Source organism: Rhodopila sp., assembly GCF_035548095.1.
In the GTDB taxonomy this organism is placed as follows: domain Bacteria; phylum Pseudomonadota; class Alphaproteobacteria; order Acetobacterales; family Acetobacteraceae; genus Rhodopila.
Map to the genome: position 1 here is coordinate 12,702 of NZ_DASZUV010000028.1, position 17,879 is coordinate 30,580.

The following is a 17,879-nucleotide window of genomic DNA, read 5'->3' on the forward strand; positions in this document are numbered from 1 at the left end:
GGCGCGGTATCATGCTGTCAGCACCGCCCACCGACCTGCTTGCGCCGCTTTTCGCGCCCCTGACCAGCCTGCGTGGCATAGGACCGGCCGTCGCCGGCCTGATCGCCAAGGTGGCGGGCGGCGAACGGGTGATCGACCTGCTGTTCCATCTGCCCGAATCCTACCTGGACCGCTCCGCCCGTCCGACCATCCGCGCCGCCCGGCCCGGATCGGTCGCGACCCTGGCGGTGGAGGTGGTGCGGCACGAACGCCCGGCCACGTCCCGCCAGCCCTGGCGCATCGTCGTGCGGGACGACACCGGGACGGCCGAGCTGGTGTTCTTCCGGTTCACGCGGGAGGCGCAGACGCCGCCCGGCACCCGCCTGCTGGTGTCCGGCAAGCTCGACCTGTTCAACGGCCGGCTGACCATGCCGCACCCGGACCACCTGGTGCCGGCCGACCAGGCGGAGCGGATTCCGCTGGTGGAGCCGGTCTGGCCCATGACCGCCGGGCTGTGGCCGCGGCAGATCGCGGCCGGCCTGGCGCAGGCACTCGCCCTGGTGCCCGGCCTCCCGGAGTGGCACGACGCCGCGCTGCTGCGGCGGGAGCATTGGCCGCCCTTCGCCGATGCCCTGCGCGCCGTGCAGGCACCCCCCGACAAGGCGCCCGGCCCGGCCCCCCGCGCGCGCCTGGCCTATGACGAACTGCTGGCCGGCCAGGTGGCGCTGGGCCTGATCCGCGGCCGGGTGCGCCAGCGCCAGGGCCATGCGCTGGCGGACCGTGCCGTGCTGCGGGCGGAGGCGCTGCGCCGTTTCGGCCACCGCCTGACCCGCTCGCAGGAGGCGGCGTTGCGGGAGATCGACGCCGACCTGTCCTCCGACCGGCGGATGCTGCGGCTGCTGCAGGGGGATGTCGGGTCCGGCAAGACGCTGGTGGCGGCGCTGGCGATGCTGCGGGCGGTGGAGGCCGGCAAGCAGGCGGCACTGATGGCACCCACCGAAGTGCTGGCCAAGCAGCACCACCGCACCCTGTCCCGCCTGTGCCCGCGTCCGGTCGCGCTGCTGACCGGCTCCATCAAGGGCAAGGAGCGCGCCCGCCTGCTGCGCGGCATCAGGGACGGGACGATCCAGCTGGTCGTCGGCACCCATGCGCTGTTCCAGGATGCCGTGGAATACCGGGACCTCGCGCTGGCCGTCATCGACGAGCAGCACCGGTTCGGCGTCAATCAGCGCCTGACCCTGGGCACCAAGGGCGAGCACACGGACGTGCTGGTGATGACCGCCACGCCGATCCCGCGCACCCTGCTGCTGACGCAGTGGGGCGAGATGGAGGTCAGCCGCCTGACCGACAAGCCGGCCGGCCGCCAGCCGATCCGCACCACGCTGCACGCGCTGGGCAGCATGGCGACGGTGCTGGACGGGATCGCCCGCAAGCTGGACGAAGGCGCGCAGGTCTATTGGGTGTGTCCGCTGGTGGCGGAGAGCGAGGCGCTGGATGTCGCCGCCGCCGAGGACCGCTATGCCGATCTGCGCCGCCGGTTCGGCGACCGTGTCGGCCTGGCGCATGGCCAGCAGGCGGCCGAGCTTCGCGACGCCGCCCTGGCCGGCTTCGCGCGCGGCGATACGCGGCTGCTGGTGGCGACGACGGTAGTGGAGGTCGGCGTGGACGTGCCGCGGGCCACGGTGATGGTCATCGAACATGCGGAACGTTTTGGCCTCGCGCAGCTGCACCAGTTGCGCGGCCGGGTCGGACGCGGCACCGAGGCCAGTTTCTGCCTGTTGCTGCATGAAGATTTCGTGAATGACACCGCGCGGCGGCGGCTGACCCTGCTGCGCGACACCGATGACGGCTTCGTGATTGCCGATGAGGATTTCCGCCTGCGCGGCGCCGGCGACGCGCTGGGCACGCGGCAGGCGGGGCTGCCGGGCTATCGCCTGGCCGATCCGATGGAACACGAGCACCTCCTGCACATGGCGCATCGCGATGCCGCCGTCCTGCTGTCGCGCGACCCGAGGCTGGAGAGCGAGCGCGGCCAGGCGGTCCGTTGGCTGTTGCGCCTGTTCGAGCGCACGGCGGCCATGCGCACCCTGGCGGCGGGCTGAGCCTGGCCGATGATCCGGTGTTGCCTGACGGCGCCGCCGGATGCGGTGACCGGATGCGGGAGAAAGGTTTCAAACGCACCGCGATTCGCCGCCCGCGTCTGGCGCGCCGTCTGGCGCGCATCGGTCCCGCGGCCGCCTGTCCCGATCCGCCCGCCACGACGTTGCAGCCGCCAGGCTTCATCACGGTCCGAACGGGCATCGGCGGTGGGCAGCGGTCAGCGGGCTATGGGCTACGGGCCATGGGCGGTTGCCTCGCCCGATTGTGAAGCGGCGGCGGATACCATAATGCTGCCATCGAAATAACATAAGCACATCGCACGAGATGCTTATGTGAGTTTCGCTTTCGCGGAAGGAGAAGGGTTCCGATTATGGGTAAGTTCGTGACGCGCGTTGTTCTGCTGACCGGTTTGATGGCCGGCCTGGCTGCCTGCACCGATCCCTATGATCCTGGCCAGCGTGCCCTCGGCGGCGGCCTGATCGGTGCCGGCACCGGCGCCGCGATCGGCGGCCTGGCCGGTGGTGGCCGCGGCGCGGCGGCCGGTGCCCTGATCGGCGGCGGCGTCGGCGCCGTCGGCGGTGCCGTGACCACGCCGCCGCGCTACTGATGAACGAACGGCCTGGCGGTCTTGCGCCAGGCCGGACGCCTGTTCCTTGGCGGCCTTTGGGACGGCCTTCCATGGGGCGGGCCTGGCCATGAGCCGGCAGAGGCGGCCCGCCACATCCCGCATCGGATGTGGCGGTTTTTTGCGCCCCTGCCACGCGCCGGCCGCGCCGCGGTGCTGCGTTCCGCCACCGGTACCATCCGGGTGGGGAGCCGAAGCCGGCGGCAGGCCCGCCGCACCGGCCGCCAGCGGCCGCCGTCGCCGCGATCATGACACACCGGCAACCACCTGACGCGCTCGCGCCGCCACGCCGCGCTTGACTCCGCCCCCGGATCGGGTCCCGATTCCACGCGTCAGCATCAGGACCCGCCATGACCGTCTATGCACCGTCACTCGCGCCGATCCGCCATGATGCGCCGGAGGAGATCCCGGTTCTCGACATCGGCCGCCTCCGCGCCGGCGACCCGGGCGCCCTGGCCGCGCTCACCGGTGCGTTCCGCCACGCGCTGGAGGATGTCGGCTTCTACTTCGTCGTCAACCACGGCGTCCCCGCCTCGCTGATCGCCGCCACCTTCCAGGCTGCCGCGGATTTCCACGCGCAGCCCGAGGAGGCCAAGCTCGCGCTGCGGATCAACGAGCACAATATCGGCTACCTGCCCTTCCGCGGCTCCGTCACCCGCCACTCCCAGCTCAATGCCAATAATCGGCCGAACCTGGTGGAGGCGTTCTTCATCAAGCGCGAAATCACCGCCTCGGCGCCGCTGGCACCGTTCAGGGCGCCCAACCGCTGGCCGGAGAACGTGCCGGGCTTCCGCGCCGCGACGCTCGCGTATTGCGACGCGATGGAGGCATTGGGGAAGTCGCTGCTGCCGCTCTATGCCAGCGCGCTGGGCCTGGCGCCGGACTGGTTCGACGCCGCCTTCGCCCAGCCGATGTACACGCTGCGGCTGTCGCACTATCCAAGGCAGGACGTCGTGGAGGACAACGAGTTCGGCCTGGCGCCGCATTCGGACACCAGCTTCATGACGATGCTGGCGCAGAACGACGTGCCCGGGCTGTCGATCCGGTTGCCGAACGGGCGGTGGATCGACGCGCCGGCGCTGCCCGGCAGCATCCTGGTGAACGGCGGCGACCTGCTGCGGCGCTGGACCAATGACCGGTTCCTGGCGACGCCGCACCGGGTCATCAACCGATCCGGCCGCGAACGCTACGCCATCCCGTTCTTCATGGATTGCAGCTATGACTGGCGGATGGCGTGCGTGCCCACCTGCCTCGGGACGGACGAAAAGCCGAAATACGATCCGATCACCTATCCCGAATACATGACCTGGTTCCGTAACCAGAACTATGCCGCCGCCGTGCAGGGAACCCGGCAGCCGGCGGCGGGGGCATGAGGCGGCGGCCCGCCGCCGGTCGATCGCCGGGGCCGCGCCGCTGACCATGCCGGCGGTGGCATCGGCCGCCGGTCGATCGCCGGGGCCGCCGGCGTGAGTCCGTTCGACTTCCTGGCCATGATGCTGGTCGCCGTGGCGGCCATCGGCTGGCTGAACCGCCTGTTCGTCCGCCTGCCCCCGGCGATCGGCCTGCTCGGCGGCTCATTGCTGCTCGCCGCCGCCGTCCTCGCCGCCGATCCGCTGACCGGGGGCGCCGCCGCGGACTGGCTCCGCGGCGCCTTCGCCCGGTTCGACCTGCCGGACCTGTTCCTGGAAGGCATCCTGGGCCTGCTGCTGTTCGCCGCGACCTTCCAGGTCAGCCTGTCGGAGCTGGCGGAGAACAAGCGGATCATCTTCCTGCTGGCGACCGCCAGCGTCATACTCTCCACCGTCCTGTTCGGTGTCGGCCTGTACGGCGCCTGCCTGCTGGTGGGCTACGAGATGCCGCTGCGCTGGTGCCTGGTGATCGGCGCCATCCTGGCGCCCACCGACGCGGTGGTGGTGGACGACCTGCTGCGGCGGGTCCGCATGCCGGCCTCCCTGCGCGGCGCCATCGCCGGGGAAAGCCTGCTGAACGACGGCGCCGGCATCGTGATGTTCGTCATCATGCTGCACCTCGCGGCCGGCGAGCGCGGCCTGTTCGGCCATGGCCGGGTCGTCCTGGCGATCGCCAAGGCGGGCGGCGGGGGCGCCTTGCTGGGCCTGGCGCTGGGCCTGCTCGCGCGCCGCGCGGTGCGCGCGGTCAGGGATGACGGGCTGGTGCTGATCGTGACCCTGGCGGTCGTGCTGGTCAGCTACCGCGTGGCGGACTTGATCGAGGTGTCCGGCCCGATCGCCGTTGTCGCCGCCGGCCTGGCCTTCGGCGGCGGCGCGCGGAACGACCAGGGCCGGACGCAGGATCCCCACCGGCACGGCCACCCGCACGTCGTCACCTTCTGGCTGCTGCTGCATGAACTGCTGAACGCGCTGCTGTTCCTGCTGATCGGGTTGCAGGCGGTGGAGATCGCGTTCCGCCAGATCGCCTGGCTGCCGGTGCTGTGCGCCATCCCGCTGGCCGTGCTGGCACGCCTGGTCAGCACCGCCATCCCGGTCGCCTTCCTGGGCGGCGGCTGGACGGTGCGCGCCCGCCGGGTCGCGGTGCTGACCTGGGCGGGCATGCGGGGCGGCGTCTCCATCGCGATGGTGCTGGCAACACCCGCGACGCCCTGGCGCGGCGAGCTGCTGGCGATCTGCCTCGCGGTCGTGCTGTTCACCGTCTTCGCCCAGGGCCTGTCGATGCCATGGGCGCTGCGCCGCCTCTATCGCGAAGCGTAGCCGGTCACGCCGGGCGGGGCCGGCGGCTCACCGGCAGGCGGGCAGCGACTGTCCCTGGCCATATCCCGGCCAGCTGGTCCGCTCCGGGCACACCACCCGGATGGTCACCGACAGGCCGGGCGGCGTCGCCACCGGCGCCGTGCCGGCCGTCATGTCCTGGCTCATTGCCATGGCCGACGTCACCGGCGTGCCGTCCGGCGTCGTCAACGTCGGACCCAGCCGGTATTCCTCCAGGTAGCTGATGAAATTCGCCACCCGCTGCTGCCGGTCGTACTGCGTGCCGGAGCCGGTATCGCTGACCGACAGGCGCATCAGCGACGGGTCCAGCAGGCCCATGACGACGCTGGCGCGGGGATCGCGCACCCGGTTGTCCATCGCCGCCTCATGCCCGGGCAGCACCGCGCCGTCCGCCAGCGTCACCACCGCGCCATCCGGCAGCGGCTGCAGCGTGGCGATGTTCCCGGCGATTTCGGTGCTCATTGTCGTCTGCAGCCGCAGATTCAGCATGTCCACGCTGTTCGGCGGCCCCGACGTGCAGGCACCCAGCAGGACCAGCAGGCCGGCTGCGCTGGCGCGCCGGATCGCGGAACGGTTCATCTTGCTGCCTTCCGGCGGATGGCCCCTTGGCAGGACGGCTCCGCGTCTGGATTGATAATGAACGGAATCCTTACGGAGAAACCGGCACATGAGCAACACGATCGAGCGGCAGGGCTACCGATACATCCCGGGCCCGTTCCAATATTCCGCCGGTGTGGCCGCGCTGCCCGGCCATGCGATCGAGCGGGTGCGCTTCACCGACCCGGTGCCGCTGGCCGACGGGTTCCGCCGGATCGAGGCATACCTGGCGGCGGAAGGGCTGCCGCTGACGGCGTTCTGCGCCTGCGAGCTGCGCTCGCCGGGGCAGTTCACCGATGCCGGGTTCGTCGCGTTCAACCGGCACTATGTCGGCACCCTGGAACGCTGGGGCATCGTTGAAAACGACCGCAACCCGGTCGCCCGCAGCAATGTCTGCCCGGAGCTCGGCGCGCCGGCGGTGCCCAGCTTCCATGCCTTCTGCCTGGTGCGGCCGGCGGACGCGGCACCACGCAGCTTCGTCTGCGCCGGCAGCGGAGAGGCGCGCGAAAGCACCGGCCCGACAGCGAGAAGACGGTGCGTCATGGCGAGACCTCGGCGGACGCGATGGCCGAAAAGGCGCGCTTCGTCCTCGGCGCGATGGAACGGCGGATGACCGACCTGGGGGGCGGCTGGGACACCGCGACCGGCGTGCAGGTCTACACGGTGCACGACATCCATCCCTTCCTGGCCACGGAAATCGCCGCGCGCGGCGCCGCCCGCCACGGCATCACCTGGCACTATTGCCGCCCGCCGGTGCTGGGCTTGGAATACGAGATGGACTGCCGCGCCGTGGCGACCGAGCGGGTGCTGCAGGCCTGAGCGTCCACCTGAGCGTCCACCGGCGCCGCACGGCTGAACCTGCCGTGGCGCGACCACCTGCCGGCGCCCGCCCGGCACGGTTCCGGCGGGGCCGCGCCGGCCGGCCATGTGCGACCTGCATGGCGAGGTGTCGCGCGGTGACAACACCGGCCAGCGAAACACCGGCGAGCCGGCGGACCGGGGGACGGTTTCCGCCGCGGCGTGGCGACGCGGTGGCGGGGCCGGATAAACAAGCCATGGAATCAGTGTCCTGGCGGGCGTCCTTGCGGCTCCGTCACCCGCTGCGGATCGGCATCGATCCGACGAAAAATCCGGCCTGGGACACTAGCCGAACCGGCCGCTATCAAGTATCCCACCCGGCAAGGACGGGTGCGTCCCCGAAGAAGCGAATGTCAAGGCGCTCACTCCGGGGATGTCCGTAGAACCACGTCCCAAAGGACCGGAGTCTCGGCGGCATGGATTCATTGGAACTGAACAAGACAGTCGCGGCGGTGCTCGTCGCCGGCATCGTCTTCTTTCTCAGCGGCTTCATCGGCACCAACCTCGTGCGCAACCTGTATCCTGAGAAGGTCGCCATCGCCATCGAGACGCCGCAGGAAGCGCCAGCCGGCGGTGCCCCCGCCGCGCCGGAAACACCGATCGCCGTGCTGCTGGCCAAGGCCGATCCGGCGCGCGGCGAGGCGGCGGTGAAGAAGGAAGGCTGCGTCGCCTGCCACACCTTCAATGACGGCGGGAAGAACGGCATCGGTCCGAACCTGTATGGCGTCGTGGGCGAGCCGATCGGCAAGGGCAAGGACTTCACCTTCTCCAACGCGCTGGCCAGCAAGGGCGGCAACTGGACGTTCGATGCGCTGAACCACTGGCTGACCAAGCCGGCCGCGTTCGCCCAGGGCACCAAGATGACCTTCGTCGGCGTGAAGAACGAGCAGGAGCGGGCCGATATCATCGACTACCTGCGCACCCTGGCGAAGACCCCGGAACCGCGCCCGACCCCGACCGCCGAGGAGCTGAACCCGCCGAAGGCGGCGCCCGCCACCCCGCCGGCCGGTGAGAAATCCGCCGCGGCCCCGGCGGCGGCCGAATCGATCGATACCCTGCTGGCCACCGCGGACCCGGCGGCCGGTGAGGCGATGGTCAAGAAGCAGGGCTGCAACGCCTGCCATACCTTCAACCAGGGCGGCAAGAACGGCATCGGCCCGAACCTGTATGGTGTCGTCGGTGAGCCGATCGCCCAGGGCAAGGACTTCAGCTTCTCCACGGCGTTGAAGGCGCACCAGGGCAAATGGACCTACGAGGAGCTGGACAAGTGGCTGACGAAGCCGGCGTCCTACGCGCCGGGCACCCGCATGACCTTCGTCGGCATGTCGAACGCCAAGCAGCGCGCGGATGTCATTGCCTATCTGCGGTCGCTGTCCCCGAACCCGGAGCCGCTGCCGGCGAAGTAACCCGAACGCGGCGGCCGCGCGTGACCGGCCGCCGCGGCGTCCGGTCGAGGCCAATGACCGGTCGACGCGGTGTCTGGGCCACCCGGGTACCGGCCGGGATTGCCCGATCGAGTGGAACACCTGACCCAATGGCCGGCCGCACGCCGGCCATTTGCGTTTCCCGGCCCCGCCCCTCCGCGCGGAGCCGCCTCCATCAACGCCTCCATCAACAGTGATGCCGCCGCGCCGGAACCGATCCCGGGGGCCGCCTGTTCTGCTTGCCGTTGCCTAACCCGCGACCAGACGGAGCAATCAGATGACCCTGCTCAATACGCCGCCGCGGCGCACGCCCCAGGCCCCCGCCCGGCCCCAGGACGCGAAAGCCGGCACACCAGCCGCCACGGGGGCCGCCCCGGGGGCCGCCCCGGGGGCCGCCACGGATCGGAGAGCATCGGTGTCCAAGGCATCCGACACGAAAGCCGACGACAAGCCGCTATCCCAGCGCCAGGCCAGCGAGGGGCCGGACCGGCCCTCCCATGTCCGCGAGGTCGAGGCGCGGCCGACCGGCCATCCGACCTCGGATCGCCATGCCGCCGAAACCGCGCATTACTGGGAGGACGAGGTGCCTGAAACGCCGGAGCCGCCTGAATCACCGACAGAGACCAAGCCGTGATCTTGCCGTCGCGGCCTTCCCTCCCGAAGTGTACATGTCGTGCCGGCCGGCATGGCGGCCCCATCCGTCGTGCCGGCGGGGAGAGTCGACCCGTGGCGGGACGCCGCCTTGACGATGGACGCTGACCGCCGCGCCGGCGGGACGGTGGAGGGTGACCGCCGCGACGGCGGGGAATGGCATAGCGGCTGGCAACCATAACGCTGGCAACCATAACGACGGAGCGGACCGGTGGCGGCTCGGGCGAGCTGGAAGGGGTTCCTCAAGCTGGTGGACCTGCGCTGCCCGGTGGCGCTGTACGCCGCGGTCTCCAGCGCCGACACCATCACCTTCCGCACGCTGAACCGCGCCACCGGCCACCGCGTCCAGCGCCGCTTCGTCGATGAGGAAACCGGCGAACCCGTTGACGCCGCCGATCAGGTGAAGGGTTACCAGACGGGCCCCGACGAGTTCATCACGCTGGAGCCGTCCGAGATCGCCGCCGCCGTGCCGGACAGCGACAAGACGCTGACGGTGGAAGCCTTCATCCCCTGCGCCGAGGTCGACGACGTCTATCTCGACCGCCCCTATTACCTGACACCCTCCGACCCGGTGGGCCGGGAGGCGTACGGGCTGATCCGCGACGGGATGCGCAAGAGCAACGTGGTCGCCCTGGCGCGCACCGTGCTGTTCCGCCGGGTGCGCACGGTGCTGATCCGGGCGCACGATGCCGGCCTGATCGCCACCACCCTGCAGTTCGACTACGAGGTCCGTTCCGCCCGGGAAGCGTTTGCCGATATCCCCGACATCCCGGTGCAGGGGGAGATGCTGGACCTCGCCCGCCACATCATCGAAACGAAACGCGGCCGGTTCGACGCCGCCGCCGTGCATGACCGGTATGAGGCCGCGCTGGCCGAGCTGGTGAAGGCGAAGCAGCAGGGCAAGCCGCTGCCCAGGCGCGCGCCGGCGCGGCCGGGGAAGGTGATCGACCTGATGGCGGCGCTGCGCCAGAGCGCGGCCGCCAGTGGTACCACCAGCGGTACCGCCGGCGGTGCCGCCGACCGGGGCGACGACCATGCCGCTGCCGGAACGGAGGCCGCCGGAGCGAAGCGCCGAGCCAAAACGGCCGCCAAGGCGGGCCACGCCGCAACGAGCACCGGCAAGGCGGGCATTGGCAAGGCGGGCATTGGCAAAGCGGGCATCGGCAAAGCCGCCTCCCGGCCGGCGCCCAAGCCGGCCGCGCGGAAACCGGCCGCCTCGGCATCCGCGGCGCCGCGGAAGCGCAAGGCGGGCTGAGCGGTGGCGCTGGACACCTATCGGAAGAAGCGCGATTTCCGCGCGACGCCCGAGCCTCGGGGCGAAGCCGGCGGGCGCAAGGCGACAGCGCCGGGTCGCAGCTTTGTCGTGCAGAAGCATGACGCCCGCCGGCTGCACTACGATTTCCGCCTGGAGCTGGACGGCGTGCTGAAAAGCTGGGCCGTCGCCAAGGGACCGAGCCTGGTGCCGGGGGAACGGCGGCTGGCGGTGGAGGTCGAGGATCACCCCCTGGAATACGGTGATTTCGAGGGCACCATTCCGCAGGGAGAATATGGCGGCGGCACGGTGATCGTCTGGGACCGCGGCACGTGGCAGCCGATCGGCGATGCGCACAGGGGCCTTGCCAAGGGACATCTCGACTTCGAGCTGCTGGGCGAGAAGCTGCGCGGGCGCTGGCATCTGGTCCGCATGGCGCGCAAGCCGCGTGACAGGCGTGACAACTGGCTGCTGATCAAGGGTGACGACGACGCCGCTCGGCGCGACGGCCCCGATATTCTGGATGCCAGTCCCAATTCGGTGAAGACCGGGCGCGGCATCGACGACGTCGCGGGGGAAGCGCCGGGCTGGTCGTCGAGGACCGGCAAGATCGACAAGCCCGACGCCGGGAAGACCGCGCCGGCGGTGGTGAAGGGTGCCCGAAAGGCGGGATTGCCGGATTTCGTGGCGCCCGAGCTGGCGACGCTGACCGCGAAGCCGCCAGCGGGCAAGGCGTGGCTGCACGAGATCAAGTTCGACGGATACCGGCTGCAGGCCCGCATCGAGAACGGAACGGTCTCGCTGCTGACCCGCGGCGGGCTGGACTGGACGCGGAAGTTCGGCCGCGCGATCGCCGAGGCGCTCCGGTCGCTGCCTGCCCGGTCGGCGCTGATCGACGGCGAGGTGGTGGTGGAAGCGGCGAGCGGCGCGTCGGATTTCTCCGCGTTGCAGGCCGATCTCAGTGAGGGGCGCACGGACCGCCTCATCTTCTATGCGTTCGACCTGCTGTACCTGGATGGCGCCGACCTGCGCGGCGCCCGCCTGGTCGATCGGAAGGCGGCGCTGGAGGCATTGTTGACCGGCGCGCCGCCGGTGCTGCGGTTCTCCGCGCATTTCCTGCAGGACGGCGACCTGATCCGGCGGCATGCCTGCCGGCTGGGGCTGGAGGGCATCGTCTCCAAGCGCCAGGACGCACCCTACCGTTCCGGGCGCGGCAAGGATTGGCGGAAATCGAAATGCCAGGCCCGGCAGGAATTCGTGATTGCCGGTTTCGTGCCGTCCTCGGTCTCCGACAAGGCGATCGGGTCGCTGGTGCTGGGCTATTTCGATGACGGCCGCCTGGTGCATGTCGGGCGCGTCGGCACCGGCTTCACCGCCCCCATGGCGGCGGCGCTGTATCGCCGGCTGGCACCGCTGCGGATCAAGGCCAGCCCGTTTGCCGCGCCGCTGAGCGCCGACGCCGCCCGCCAGGTCCGCTATGTGGCGCCGGACCTGGTCGCCGAAGTGGAATTTCGCGGCTGGACCGCCGACCGCAACCTGCGGCATGCGGCGTTCCGGGGCCTGCGGGAGGACAAGCCGGCCGAGCAGGTGGTGTGGGAGGAGCCGATGGATGCGCCCGAGACGGCGCCGAAGCCGCGCGTGGCGCTGACCCATCCGGATCGGCTGTACTGGCCCGAGGCCGGCATCACCAAGCAGGGCCTGGCCGACTACTATGCCGATGTGTGGCGCTGCATCGCCCCCTTCATCGTCGGCCGGCCGCTGGCGCTGCTGCGCTGTCCGGACGGTGTCGGCGGCCAGTGCTTCTTTCAGAAGCATGCCTGGAAGGGCCTGAATCCGTATATCCATCCGCGCCCCGATCCGGCCGAGGACGAGCCGATCCTGACGATCGACGACCTGGACGGCTTGATCGCGCTGGTGCAGTCGGGAGTGCTGGAGATCCACCCCTGGGGCAGCACGCTGGCCGCGCTGGAGCAGCCGGATATGCTGATCTTCGACCTTGATCCCGGTGAGGACGTCCCTTGGCCGCGCCTGCCCGAGGCGGCGCTGGAAGTCCGGGACCGCCTGCTTCAGGCGGGGCTGGCATCGTTCGTGAAGAGTTCCGGCGGCAAGGGGCTGCACGTGGTGGCACCGCTGCGTCCCGAGGCGGACTGGGAGGCGGCGAAGCGGTTCTGCAAGGCGATCGCCGATGCGATGGCGGCGGACAGCCCGGAGCGGTTCGTGTCCACGATCACCAAGGCGAAACGACGCGGGCGCATCCTGGTGGACTATCTGCGCAATGCCCGCGGCGCCACCGCGGTGGCGCCGTATTCGACGCGCGCCCGCGCCGGCGCGCCGGTGTCCATGCCGGTGGCGTGGGACGACCTGGCCACGCTGACCGCGGCGAACACGTTCACCGTCAGCAACGCGCCCGCGTTTCTGGCGCATCGCGCGGACGACCCTTGGGGTTCGTTTCGACAGGCGGAAGCGCCCCTGCCGGCAGACGCGGCACGCAAGGGGGCGACGCGCAAGGGGCCCGCGGGCAGCCGCCGGAGGGCGGCGCGATGAGGTCTCGCGGCATCGCCGCCGCGACACGGCAGGGCCTGGACCCGATGGGCCTGGACCCGATGGGCCTGGGTTCGGCGGGCCTGGGTTCGGCGGGACCGGGTTCGGCGGGACCGGGTTCGGCGGGCCGGCGCTCGCGGCTCTCCGGCCAGAGCGCGCCGGCCGGTAGGAGGCTGAATCGAGATGGATACGCGGCTGGGCCGATCATCCGACGCGGAGTCCTTGACTCGGCGTCCGAATCCTCTATCTCCGCTGTGGACGCCACGCATGACGGGCGCCACAGTGCAATCGGGCCCGCGCTCATGATGGCGCGGGCAAGTCGTATTTCCGGACCAGGAAACGCGCATACCACGGCAACCAGCCGAGCCGGCGTGCTCGGCGCATCCCGTAACGGAAACCACCAGCCACATGGCATTACAAGCCGCCGCGCGCGCGCAAGAGCCTGCGCAAGACCATTTTCGTGGCGAAGATTTCGCCGCCCTTCTCGATGAAACCCTCGGCACAGACACCGGCTTCGACGGCTCCGTCGTCACCGGCCGCGTCGTCCGCCTGACCGATGAGTTCGCGATCGTCGATGTCGGCCTGAAGTCCGAGGGGCGCGTCGCGCTGAAGGAATTCGGGCCGCCCGGCGCCAAGCCGGAGGTGAAGCCCGGCGACTTCGTCGAGCTGTATGTCGAACGGTATGAGGATCGGGACGGCTCCATCATCCTGTCGCGTGAGAAGGCGCGGCGCGAGGAAGCCTGGACCAACCTGGAAAAGGCGTTCGAGGCGCAGAAGCGCGTGGACGGCACCATCTATGGCCGCGTCAAGGGCGGCTTCACGGTGGACCTGGGCGGCGCCGTGGCATTCCTGCCCGGCAGCCAGGTGGACATCCGTCCGGTGCGCGACGTCGCCCCGCTGATGGGGACCCCGCAGCCGTTCCAGATCCTGAAGATGGACCGCGCCCGCGGCAACATCGTCGTCTCCCGCCGCGCCGTGCTGGAGGAGACTCGCGCCGAGCAGCGCAGCGAGCTGATCCAGGGCCTGAAGGAAGGCATGATCCTGGACGGCGTGGTGAAGAACATCACCGATTACGGTGCCTTCGTCGACCTGGGCGGCGTCGACGGGCTGCTGCACGTGACCGACATCGCCTGGCGGCGCATCAACCATCCGTCCGAGGCCCTGACCATCGGCCAGCAGGTCAAGGTGCAGGTGATCCGCTTCAACTCCGACACCCAGCGCATCAGCCTGGGCATGAAGCAGCTGGAGACCGATCCGTGGGAAGGCGTGGCGGCGAAGTATCCGCCGGGCGCCAAGTTCTCGGGCCGCGTCACCAACATCACCGATTACGGCGCCTTCGTGGAGCTGGAGCCGGGGGTCGAGGGCCTGGTGCACGTGTCCGAGATGTCCTGGACCAAGAAGAACGTCCATCCGGGCAAGATCGTCTCCACCTCGCAGGAGGTGGACGTGATGGTGCTGGACGTCGACAGCTCCAAGCGCCGGATTTCGCTGGGCCTGAAGCAGGTGCAGCGCAACCCGTGGGAGCAGTTCGTGGACGACCATCCGATCGGCTCCGAGGTCGAGGGCGAGATCCGCAACATCACCGAGTTCGGGCTGTTCATCGGCCTGTCGCCGGATATCGACGGCATGATCCACATGTCCGACCTGTCCTGGGACGAGTCGGGTGAAGCGGCGATGGCCGGCTATGAGAAGGGCCAGGTCGTCAAGGCGAAGGTGCTCGACGTCGATGTCGAGAAGGAGCGGATCAGCCTGGGCATCAAGCAGCTGCGCGACGATCCGGCCGCCACCGTCCTGGGCAACGTGCACAAGGGCGACGTGGTGACCTGCGTGGTGTCCGCGGTGCAGGCCAACGGCATCGAGGTGAAGGTCAACGATGTGCTGACCGGCTTCATCCGCCGCGCCGAGCTGGCCCGCGACAAGGCCGATCAGCGGCCGGAGCGGTTCGCGGTGGGTGAGAAGGTGGATGCCCGGATCACCGCCGTCGATCGCGCGGCCCGCAAGCTGACCCTGACCATCAAGGGCAAGGAAATCGAGGAAGAGAAGCAGGCCATGGCCGAATACGGCTCCTCCGACTCGGGTGCCTCGCTGGGCGACATCCTGGGTGCGGCGATCCGTCGCCGGAACCAGATGACCCAGGACGGCTAATTCCGGCGATGTCGCTGGAAGTCGACTTGCTATTGGATAGGCGGCGCCTCAAGCGCCGCCTTATCTTTTGGCGGCTGGCGGCGGTGATCGCGCTCATCATCGCGGTCGGCGCCGGCCTGCATGCCGGCGGCTGGCGGTTCGGCAGCGCGCATGTGGCGCGCGTCACCGTGAAGGGCATCATCACCGACGACCGCAAGGTGACCGAGGCCATCGCCAAGCTGGCGGAGGATGACAGCGTGAAGGCGGTGATCCTGTCGGTCGACAGCCCCGGCGGCAGCGTCGCCGGCGGTGAAGGCCTGTATTCCGCGATCAGGCGCGTGGCCGGCAAGAAGCCGGTCGTCACCGTCATGGGCGGGCTGGCGGCTTCGGCCGGCTACATGATCTCGGCCCCCACGACGCGGATCTTCGCGCGCGATTCCACCCTGACCGGCTCGATCGGCGTGCTGCTGCAGACCGGGGAGATGTCGGGCCTGCTGAGCAAGGTCGGGATCAGCGCCACGACCATCAAGTCCGGGCCGCTGAAGGACGAGCCGAACTATTTCGAGCCGCTGACGCCGGCGGCCAAAACCATGCTGCAGGGCCTGATCGACGACATGTACGACCAGTTCGTCACCATCGTCGCCACCGGGCGCCACATGGATCCCGCCAAGGTGCGGGAGATCGCCGATGGCCGTCCCTACACGGGGCGGCAGGCGCTCAAGCTGGGGCTCGTCGACGAAATCGGCGGCGAGCCGGAGGCCCGGGCCTGGCTGAGCACCGAAAGGGGCGTTCCGGTCAGCCTGCCGGTGGACGACGTGACGCCGGACGACAAAAGCCGGTGGTCGATCGCCGGTCAATTCGGTCCCTTGTTCGATGAGTTTTGGAAAACCCTGGTTTCCCAAAGTGTTAGTCTTGACGCACCCTGGGCGATCTGGCAGCGTCCGGGCCACTGACTGTCCGGGGAAGCGCTGTGACGAAGTCTGAGCTGATCGCAGAATTGGCCGCGGCGAATCCGCATCTCCGAGGCCACGACGTGGAAACCATCGTGGCAACGATCTTCGAGGAGATCACCTACGCCCTCGCCCGCGGGGAGCGGGTGGAGCTGCGCGGCTTCGGGGCATTCACGGTGAAGCACCGGGACGCGCGGACCGGCCGCAACCCCCGCACCGGCGCCTCCGTCGCGGTCAGCGAGAAGTCGGTGCCGTTCTTCAAGGCCGGCAAGGAGCTGCGGCTCCGCGTCAACGCCGGCAAGATCCCGCGGGCCGAGAAGACCGAGCGGCAGGCCAAGGCGCAATCATGATCCTGCTGGTGATCGCCATCATCGTCAGCGTGCCTTTCGCGGTGTTCGCGCTCTCCAACATGCAGCATGTGCAGCTCGGGCTGTGGCCGTTCGACTATTCCATCGAAGTGCCGGTGTCGCTGGCGATCCTGGTCGGCATGGCGGTGGGCCTGCTGCTGGGCGGCGCCCTGGTCTGGGTCGCCGAGATCGCGCAGCGCCGCCGGGCGCGCCGGGCCGAGCGCACCTCCCGCCAGTTGCAGGCGCAGATCGAAGCGCTGCAGGCACGGCTCGGTCCGACCCACCTGTCCTTGCCGCCGCCGTGATGGACGCACCGGCCCGCCGGCTGATCGTCGCGCTGGACACGATCGATGTCGGCCAGGCCCAGGCCTGGTCCCAGGCGGTCGGCCCGCATGCGGGCCTGCTGAAGCTGGGCCTGGAGTTCTTCGCGGCCAACGGCCCGGCCGGCGTGCGCCAGGTTGGCGGGGCGCCGGTCTTCCTGGACCTGAAGCTGCACGATATTCCCAACACGGTGGCCGGCGCGGTCCGCGCCGTGCTGCCGCTGCGCCCTCGCATGCTGTCCATCCACGCGGCCGGCGGCGCCGCGATGGTGCAAGCCGCCCGTCAGGCCGCCGACGCGGGCGGGACGGCTCGGCCGATCATCCTGGCGGTCACGGTGCTGACCAGCCTGGATGCCGCGGCGCTGTCGGCCACCGGGGTGGCGGGATCACCGGCCGATCAGGTCCTGCGCCTGGGCCGCCTGGCCGTCGAGTCCGGCGCCGACGGGCTGGTGTGCAGCCCGCATGAGGTCGCCATGCTGCGGCAGGCGCTGGGGCCGGCCGTGCGGCTTGTCGTACCGGGTATCCGCCCGGCGGGCGCCGCCGCCGGCGACCAGGCCCGGGTGATGACGCCGCCGGAGGCCGTGGCCGCCGGCGCCGACTGGATCGTCGTCGGTCGCCCGATCACCCAGGCCGCCGATCCGGGTGCCGCCGCCGGCGCGATCGCCGCGGGCATCGCATGACCGTCCGGGTCAAGATCTGCGGGATCACCGATCCCGTGGCATTCGATACCGCTGTGGAGGCCGGGGCGGATTGGGTTGGCTTCAACTTCTTTCCCCCGTCCCCGCGGGCGGTGACGCCGGCACAGGCGGCCGCGCTGTCGGGGCGCCTGGACGGCGGCCCGGCGCGCGTCGGACTGTTCGTCGATCCGACCGATGCGCTGATCGCGTCGGTCCTGGATGCCGTCCCGCTGCAGGTGCTGCAGGTCTATGGCGGCGGCGTCGATCCAGGCCGGCTGCGCGATCGGTTCGGGCTGCCGGTGTGGCGCCCCGTCGGCATCAGCGGTCCGGCCGACCTGCCGCGCGGCGGGCTGGGCGCGGATGCGCTGCTGCTGGAAGCGAAACCGCCGGCCGACGCCACCCGCCCTGGCGGAAATGCAGTGGCCTTCGACTGGACGATCCTGCGCGGCTGGACCGCGCCGGGACCGTGGCTGCTGGCCGGCGGGCTGACCGCCGGCAACGTTGCCGAGGCGATCCGGGTCACCGGTGCGCCGGCGGTGGACGTATCCTCGGGGGTGGAACAGGAAAAGGGCCGCAAGGACCCGGCCTTGATCCGGGCGTTCATCCGCCGGGCGAAAGCCGCGGCGACCGGCTGAGGCACCCGCGTCCTGCCATTCGGCGGCACGCTTCATGCCGGGCGGCGGGGGCCCG

Annotated in this window: 17 protein-coding genes; 16 read left to right on the forward strand and 1 reads right to left on the reverse strand. The window is 70.5% G+C overall.

Translation table 11 applies throughout. The annotated features are described in order from the left end of the window. The first annotated feature begins 11 nt into the window (after positions 1–11). The 4 genes from recG (at position 12) to VHC04_RS19380 (ending at position 5,430) form a co-directional block, all read left to right on the forward strand. Positions 12–2,081 carry an ATP-dependent DNA helicase RecG gene (gene recG / locus VHC04_RS19365; protein WP_325684376.1) on the forward strand — a complete coding sequence of 690 codons (2,070 nt, stop codon included), beginning with the start codon at positions 12–14 and terminating at the stop codon, positions 2,079–2,081. Between the two features lie 368 nt (positions 2,082–2,449). Continuing rightward, complete coding sequence (locus VHC04_RS19370) at positions 2,450–2,686, forward strand: hypothetical protein (RefSeq protein ID WP_325684377.1); 237 nt, start codon at positions 2,450–2,452, stop codon at positions 2,684–2,686. A 368-nt stretch (positions 2,687–3,054) separates the two neighbouring features. Then, positions 3,055–4,077 carry an isopenicillin N synthase family dioxygenase gene (locus tag VHC04_RS19375; protein ID WP_325684378.1) on the forward strand — a complete coding sequence of 341 codons (1,023 nt, stop codon included), beginning with the start codon at positions 3,055–3,057 and terminating at the stop codon, positions 4,075–4,077. Between the two features lie 93 nt (positions 4,078–4,170). Next, entirely contained in the window at positions 4,171–5,430 is a 1,260-nt protein-coding gene (locus VHC04_RS19380; RefSeq protein ID WP_325684379.1) for a cation:proton antiporter, read from the forward strand. 27 nt (positions 5,431–5,457) lie between these two features. Here the strand turns inward: VHC04_RS19380 and VHC04_RS19385 are convergent, their stop codons facing one another. After that, the gene (locus VHC04_RS19385; protein WP_325684380.1) at positions 5,458–6,027 is read right to left on the reverse strand and encodes a hypothetical protein; all 570 of its coding nucleotides are present in this window, start codon (positions 6,025–6,027) and stop codon (positions 5,458–5,460) included. Between the two features lie 88 nt (positions 6,028–6,115). Here VHC04_RS19385 and cnbZ point away from each other — a divergent pair, with 88 nt between their 5' ends. From cnbZ to VHC04_RS19445, 12 genes are all read left to right on the forward strand, one after another. Then, positions 6,116–6,658, forward strand: coding sequence for a 2-amino-5-chloromuconate deaminase CnbZ (cnbZ, locus tag VHC04_RS19390; RefSeq protein ID WP_325684381.1), 543 nt, complete (start codon positions 6,116–6,118; stop codon positions 6,656–6,658). Then, the gene (locus VHC04_RS19395; protein ID WP_325684382.1) at positions 6,655–6,864 is read left to right on the forward strand and encodes a hypothetical protein; all 210 of its coding nucleotides are present in this window, start codon (positions 6,655–6,657) and stop codon (positions 6,862–6,864) included. Before cnbZ ends, VHC04_RS19395 begins: the two co-directional genes overlap by 4 nt. A gap of 455 nt (positions 6,865–7,319) precedes the next feature. Further along, positions 7,320–8,309, forward strand: a complete 990-nt coding sequence (locus VHC04_RS19400; protein WP_325684383.1) for a c-type cytochrome — start codon at positions 7,320–7,322, stop codon at positions 8,307–8,309. A 433-nt stretch (positions 8,310–8,742) separates the two neighbouring features. Continuing rightward, positions 8,743–8,961 (forward strand): hypothetical protein, encoded by a 219-nt coding sequence (locus VHC04_RS19405; protein WP_325684384.1) that lies wholly within the window; start codon positions 8,743–8,745, stop codon positions 8,959–8,961. 228 nt (positions 8,962–9,189) lie between these two features. Next, on the forward strand, positions 9,190–10,233 hold the full coding sequence (locus VHC04_RS19410) for a Ku protein (protein ID WP_325684385.1): 1,044 nt from the start codon (positions 9,190–9,192) through the stop codon (positions 10,231–10,233). 3 nt (positions 10,234–10,236) lie between these two features. Then, positions 10,237–12,774, forward strand: a complete 2,538-nt coding sequence (ligD, locus tag VHC04_RS19415; RefSeq protein ID WP_325684386.1) for a DNA ligase D — start codon at positions 10,237–10,239, stop codon at positions 12,772–12,774. A gap of 342 nt (positions 12,775–13,116) precedes the next feature. After that, on the forward strand, positions 13,117–14,916 hold the full coding sequence (rpsA, locus tag VHC04_RS19420; RefSeq protein WP_325684622.1) for a 30S ribosomal protein S1: 1,800 nt from the start codon (positions 13,117–13,119) through the stop codon (positions 14,914–14,916). 83 nt (positions 14,917–14,999) lie between these two features. After that, complete coding sequence (gene sppA, locus VHC04_RS19425; protein ID WP_325684387.1) at positions 15,000–15,848, forward strand: signal peptide peptidase SppA; 849 nt, start codon at positions 15,000–15,002, stop codon at positions 15,846–15,848. A 17-nt stretch (positions 15,849–15,865) separates the two neighbouring features. Continuing rightward, positions 15,866–16,195, forward strand: a complete 330-nt coding sequence (gene ihfB / locus VHC04_RS19430; RefSeq protein WP_325684388.1) for an integration host factor subunit beta — start codon at positions 15,866–15,868, stop codon at positions 16,193–16,195. Beyond that, positions 16,192–16,497 (forward strand): lipopolysaccharide assembly protein LapA domain-containing protein, encoded by a 306-nt coding sequence (locus VHC04_RS19435; protein ID WP_325684389.1) that lies wholly within the window; start codon positions 16,192–16,194, stop codon positions 16,495–16,497. The genes ihfB and VHC04_RS19435 overlap by 4 nt, the downstream gene beginning before the upstream one ends. Beyond that, positions 16,497–17,192, forward strand: coding sequence for an orotidine-5'-phosphate decarboxylase (pyrF, locus tag VHC04_RS19440; protein WP_325684390.1), 696 nt, complete (start codon positions 16,497–16,499; stop codon positions 17,190–17,192). Before VHC04_RS19435 ends, pyrF begins: the two co-directional genes overlap by 1 nt. Continuing rightward, positions 17,189–17,824, forward strand: a complete 636-nt coding sequence (locus VHC04_RS19445) for a phosphoribosylanthranilate isomerase (RefSeq protein ID WP_325684391.1) — start codon at positions 17,189–17,191, stop codon at positions 17,822–17,824. Before pyrF ends, VHC04_RS19445 begins: the two co-directional genes overlap by 4 nt. The last annotated feature ends 55 nt before the right edge of the window (positions 17,825–17,879 follow it).

What these genes read in the sequence shown, in the direction of transcription:
- recG (WP_325684376.1), top strand. Translation starts at nt 12, where the DNA reads ATGCTGTCAGCACCGCCCACCGACCTGCTTGCGCCGCTTTTCGCGCCC.
- VHC04_RS19370 (WP_325684377.1), top strand. Translation starts at nt 2,450, where the DNA reads ATGGGTAAGTTCGTGACGCGCGTTGTTCTGCTGACCGGTTTGATGGCC.
- VHC04_RS19375 (WP_325684378.1), top strand. Translation starts at nt 3,055, where the DNA reads ATGACCGTCTATGCACCGTCACTCGCGCCGATCCGCCATGATGCGCCG.
- VHC04_RS19385 (WP_325684380.1), bottom strand. Translation starts at nt 6,027, where the DNA reads ATGAACCGTTCCGCGATCCGGCGCGCCAGCGCAGCCGGCCTGCTGGTC.
- cnbZ (WP_325684381.1), top strand. Translation starts at nt 6,116, where the DNA reads ATGAGCAACACGATCGAGCGGCAGGGCTACCGATACATCCCGGGCCCG.
- VHC04_RS19395 (WP_325684382.1), top strand. Translation starts at nt 6,655, where the DNA reads ATGACCGACCTGGGGGGCGGCTGGGACACCGCGACCGGCGTGCAGGTC.
- VHC04_RS19400 (WP_325684383.1), top strand. Translation starts at nt 7,320, where the DNA reads ATGGATTCATTGGAACTGAACAAGACAGTCGCGGCGGTGCTCGTCGCC.
- VHC04_RS19435 (WP_325684389.1), top strand. Translation starts at nt 16,192, where the DNA reads ATGATCCTGCTGGTGATCGCCATCATCGTCAGCGTGCCTTTCGCGGTG.
- pyrF (WP_325684390.1), top strand. Translation starts at nt 16,497, where the DNA reads ATGGACGCACCGGCCCGCCGGCTGATCGTCGCGCTGGACACGATCGAT.
- VHC04_RS19445 (WP_325684391.1), top strand. Translation starts at nt 17,189, where the DNA reads ATGACCGTCCGGGTCAAGATCTGCGGGATCACCGATCCCGTGGCATTC.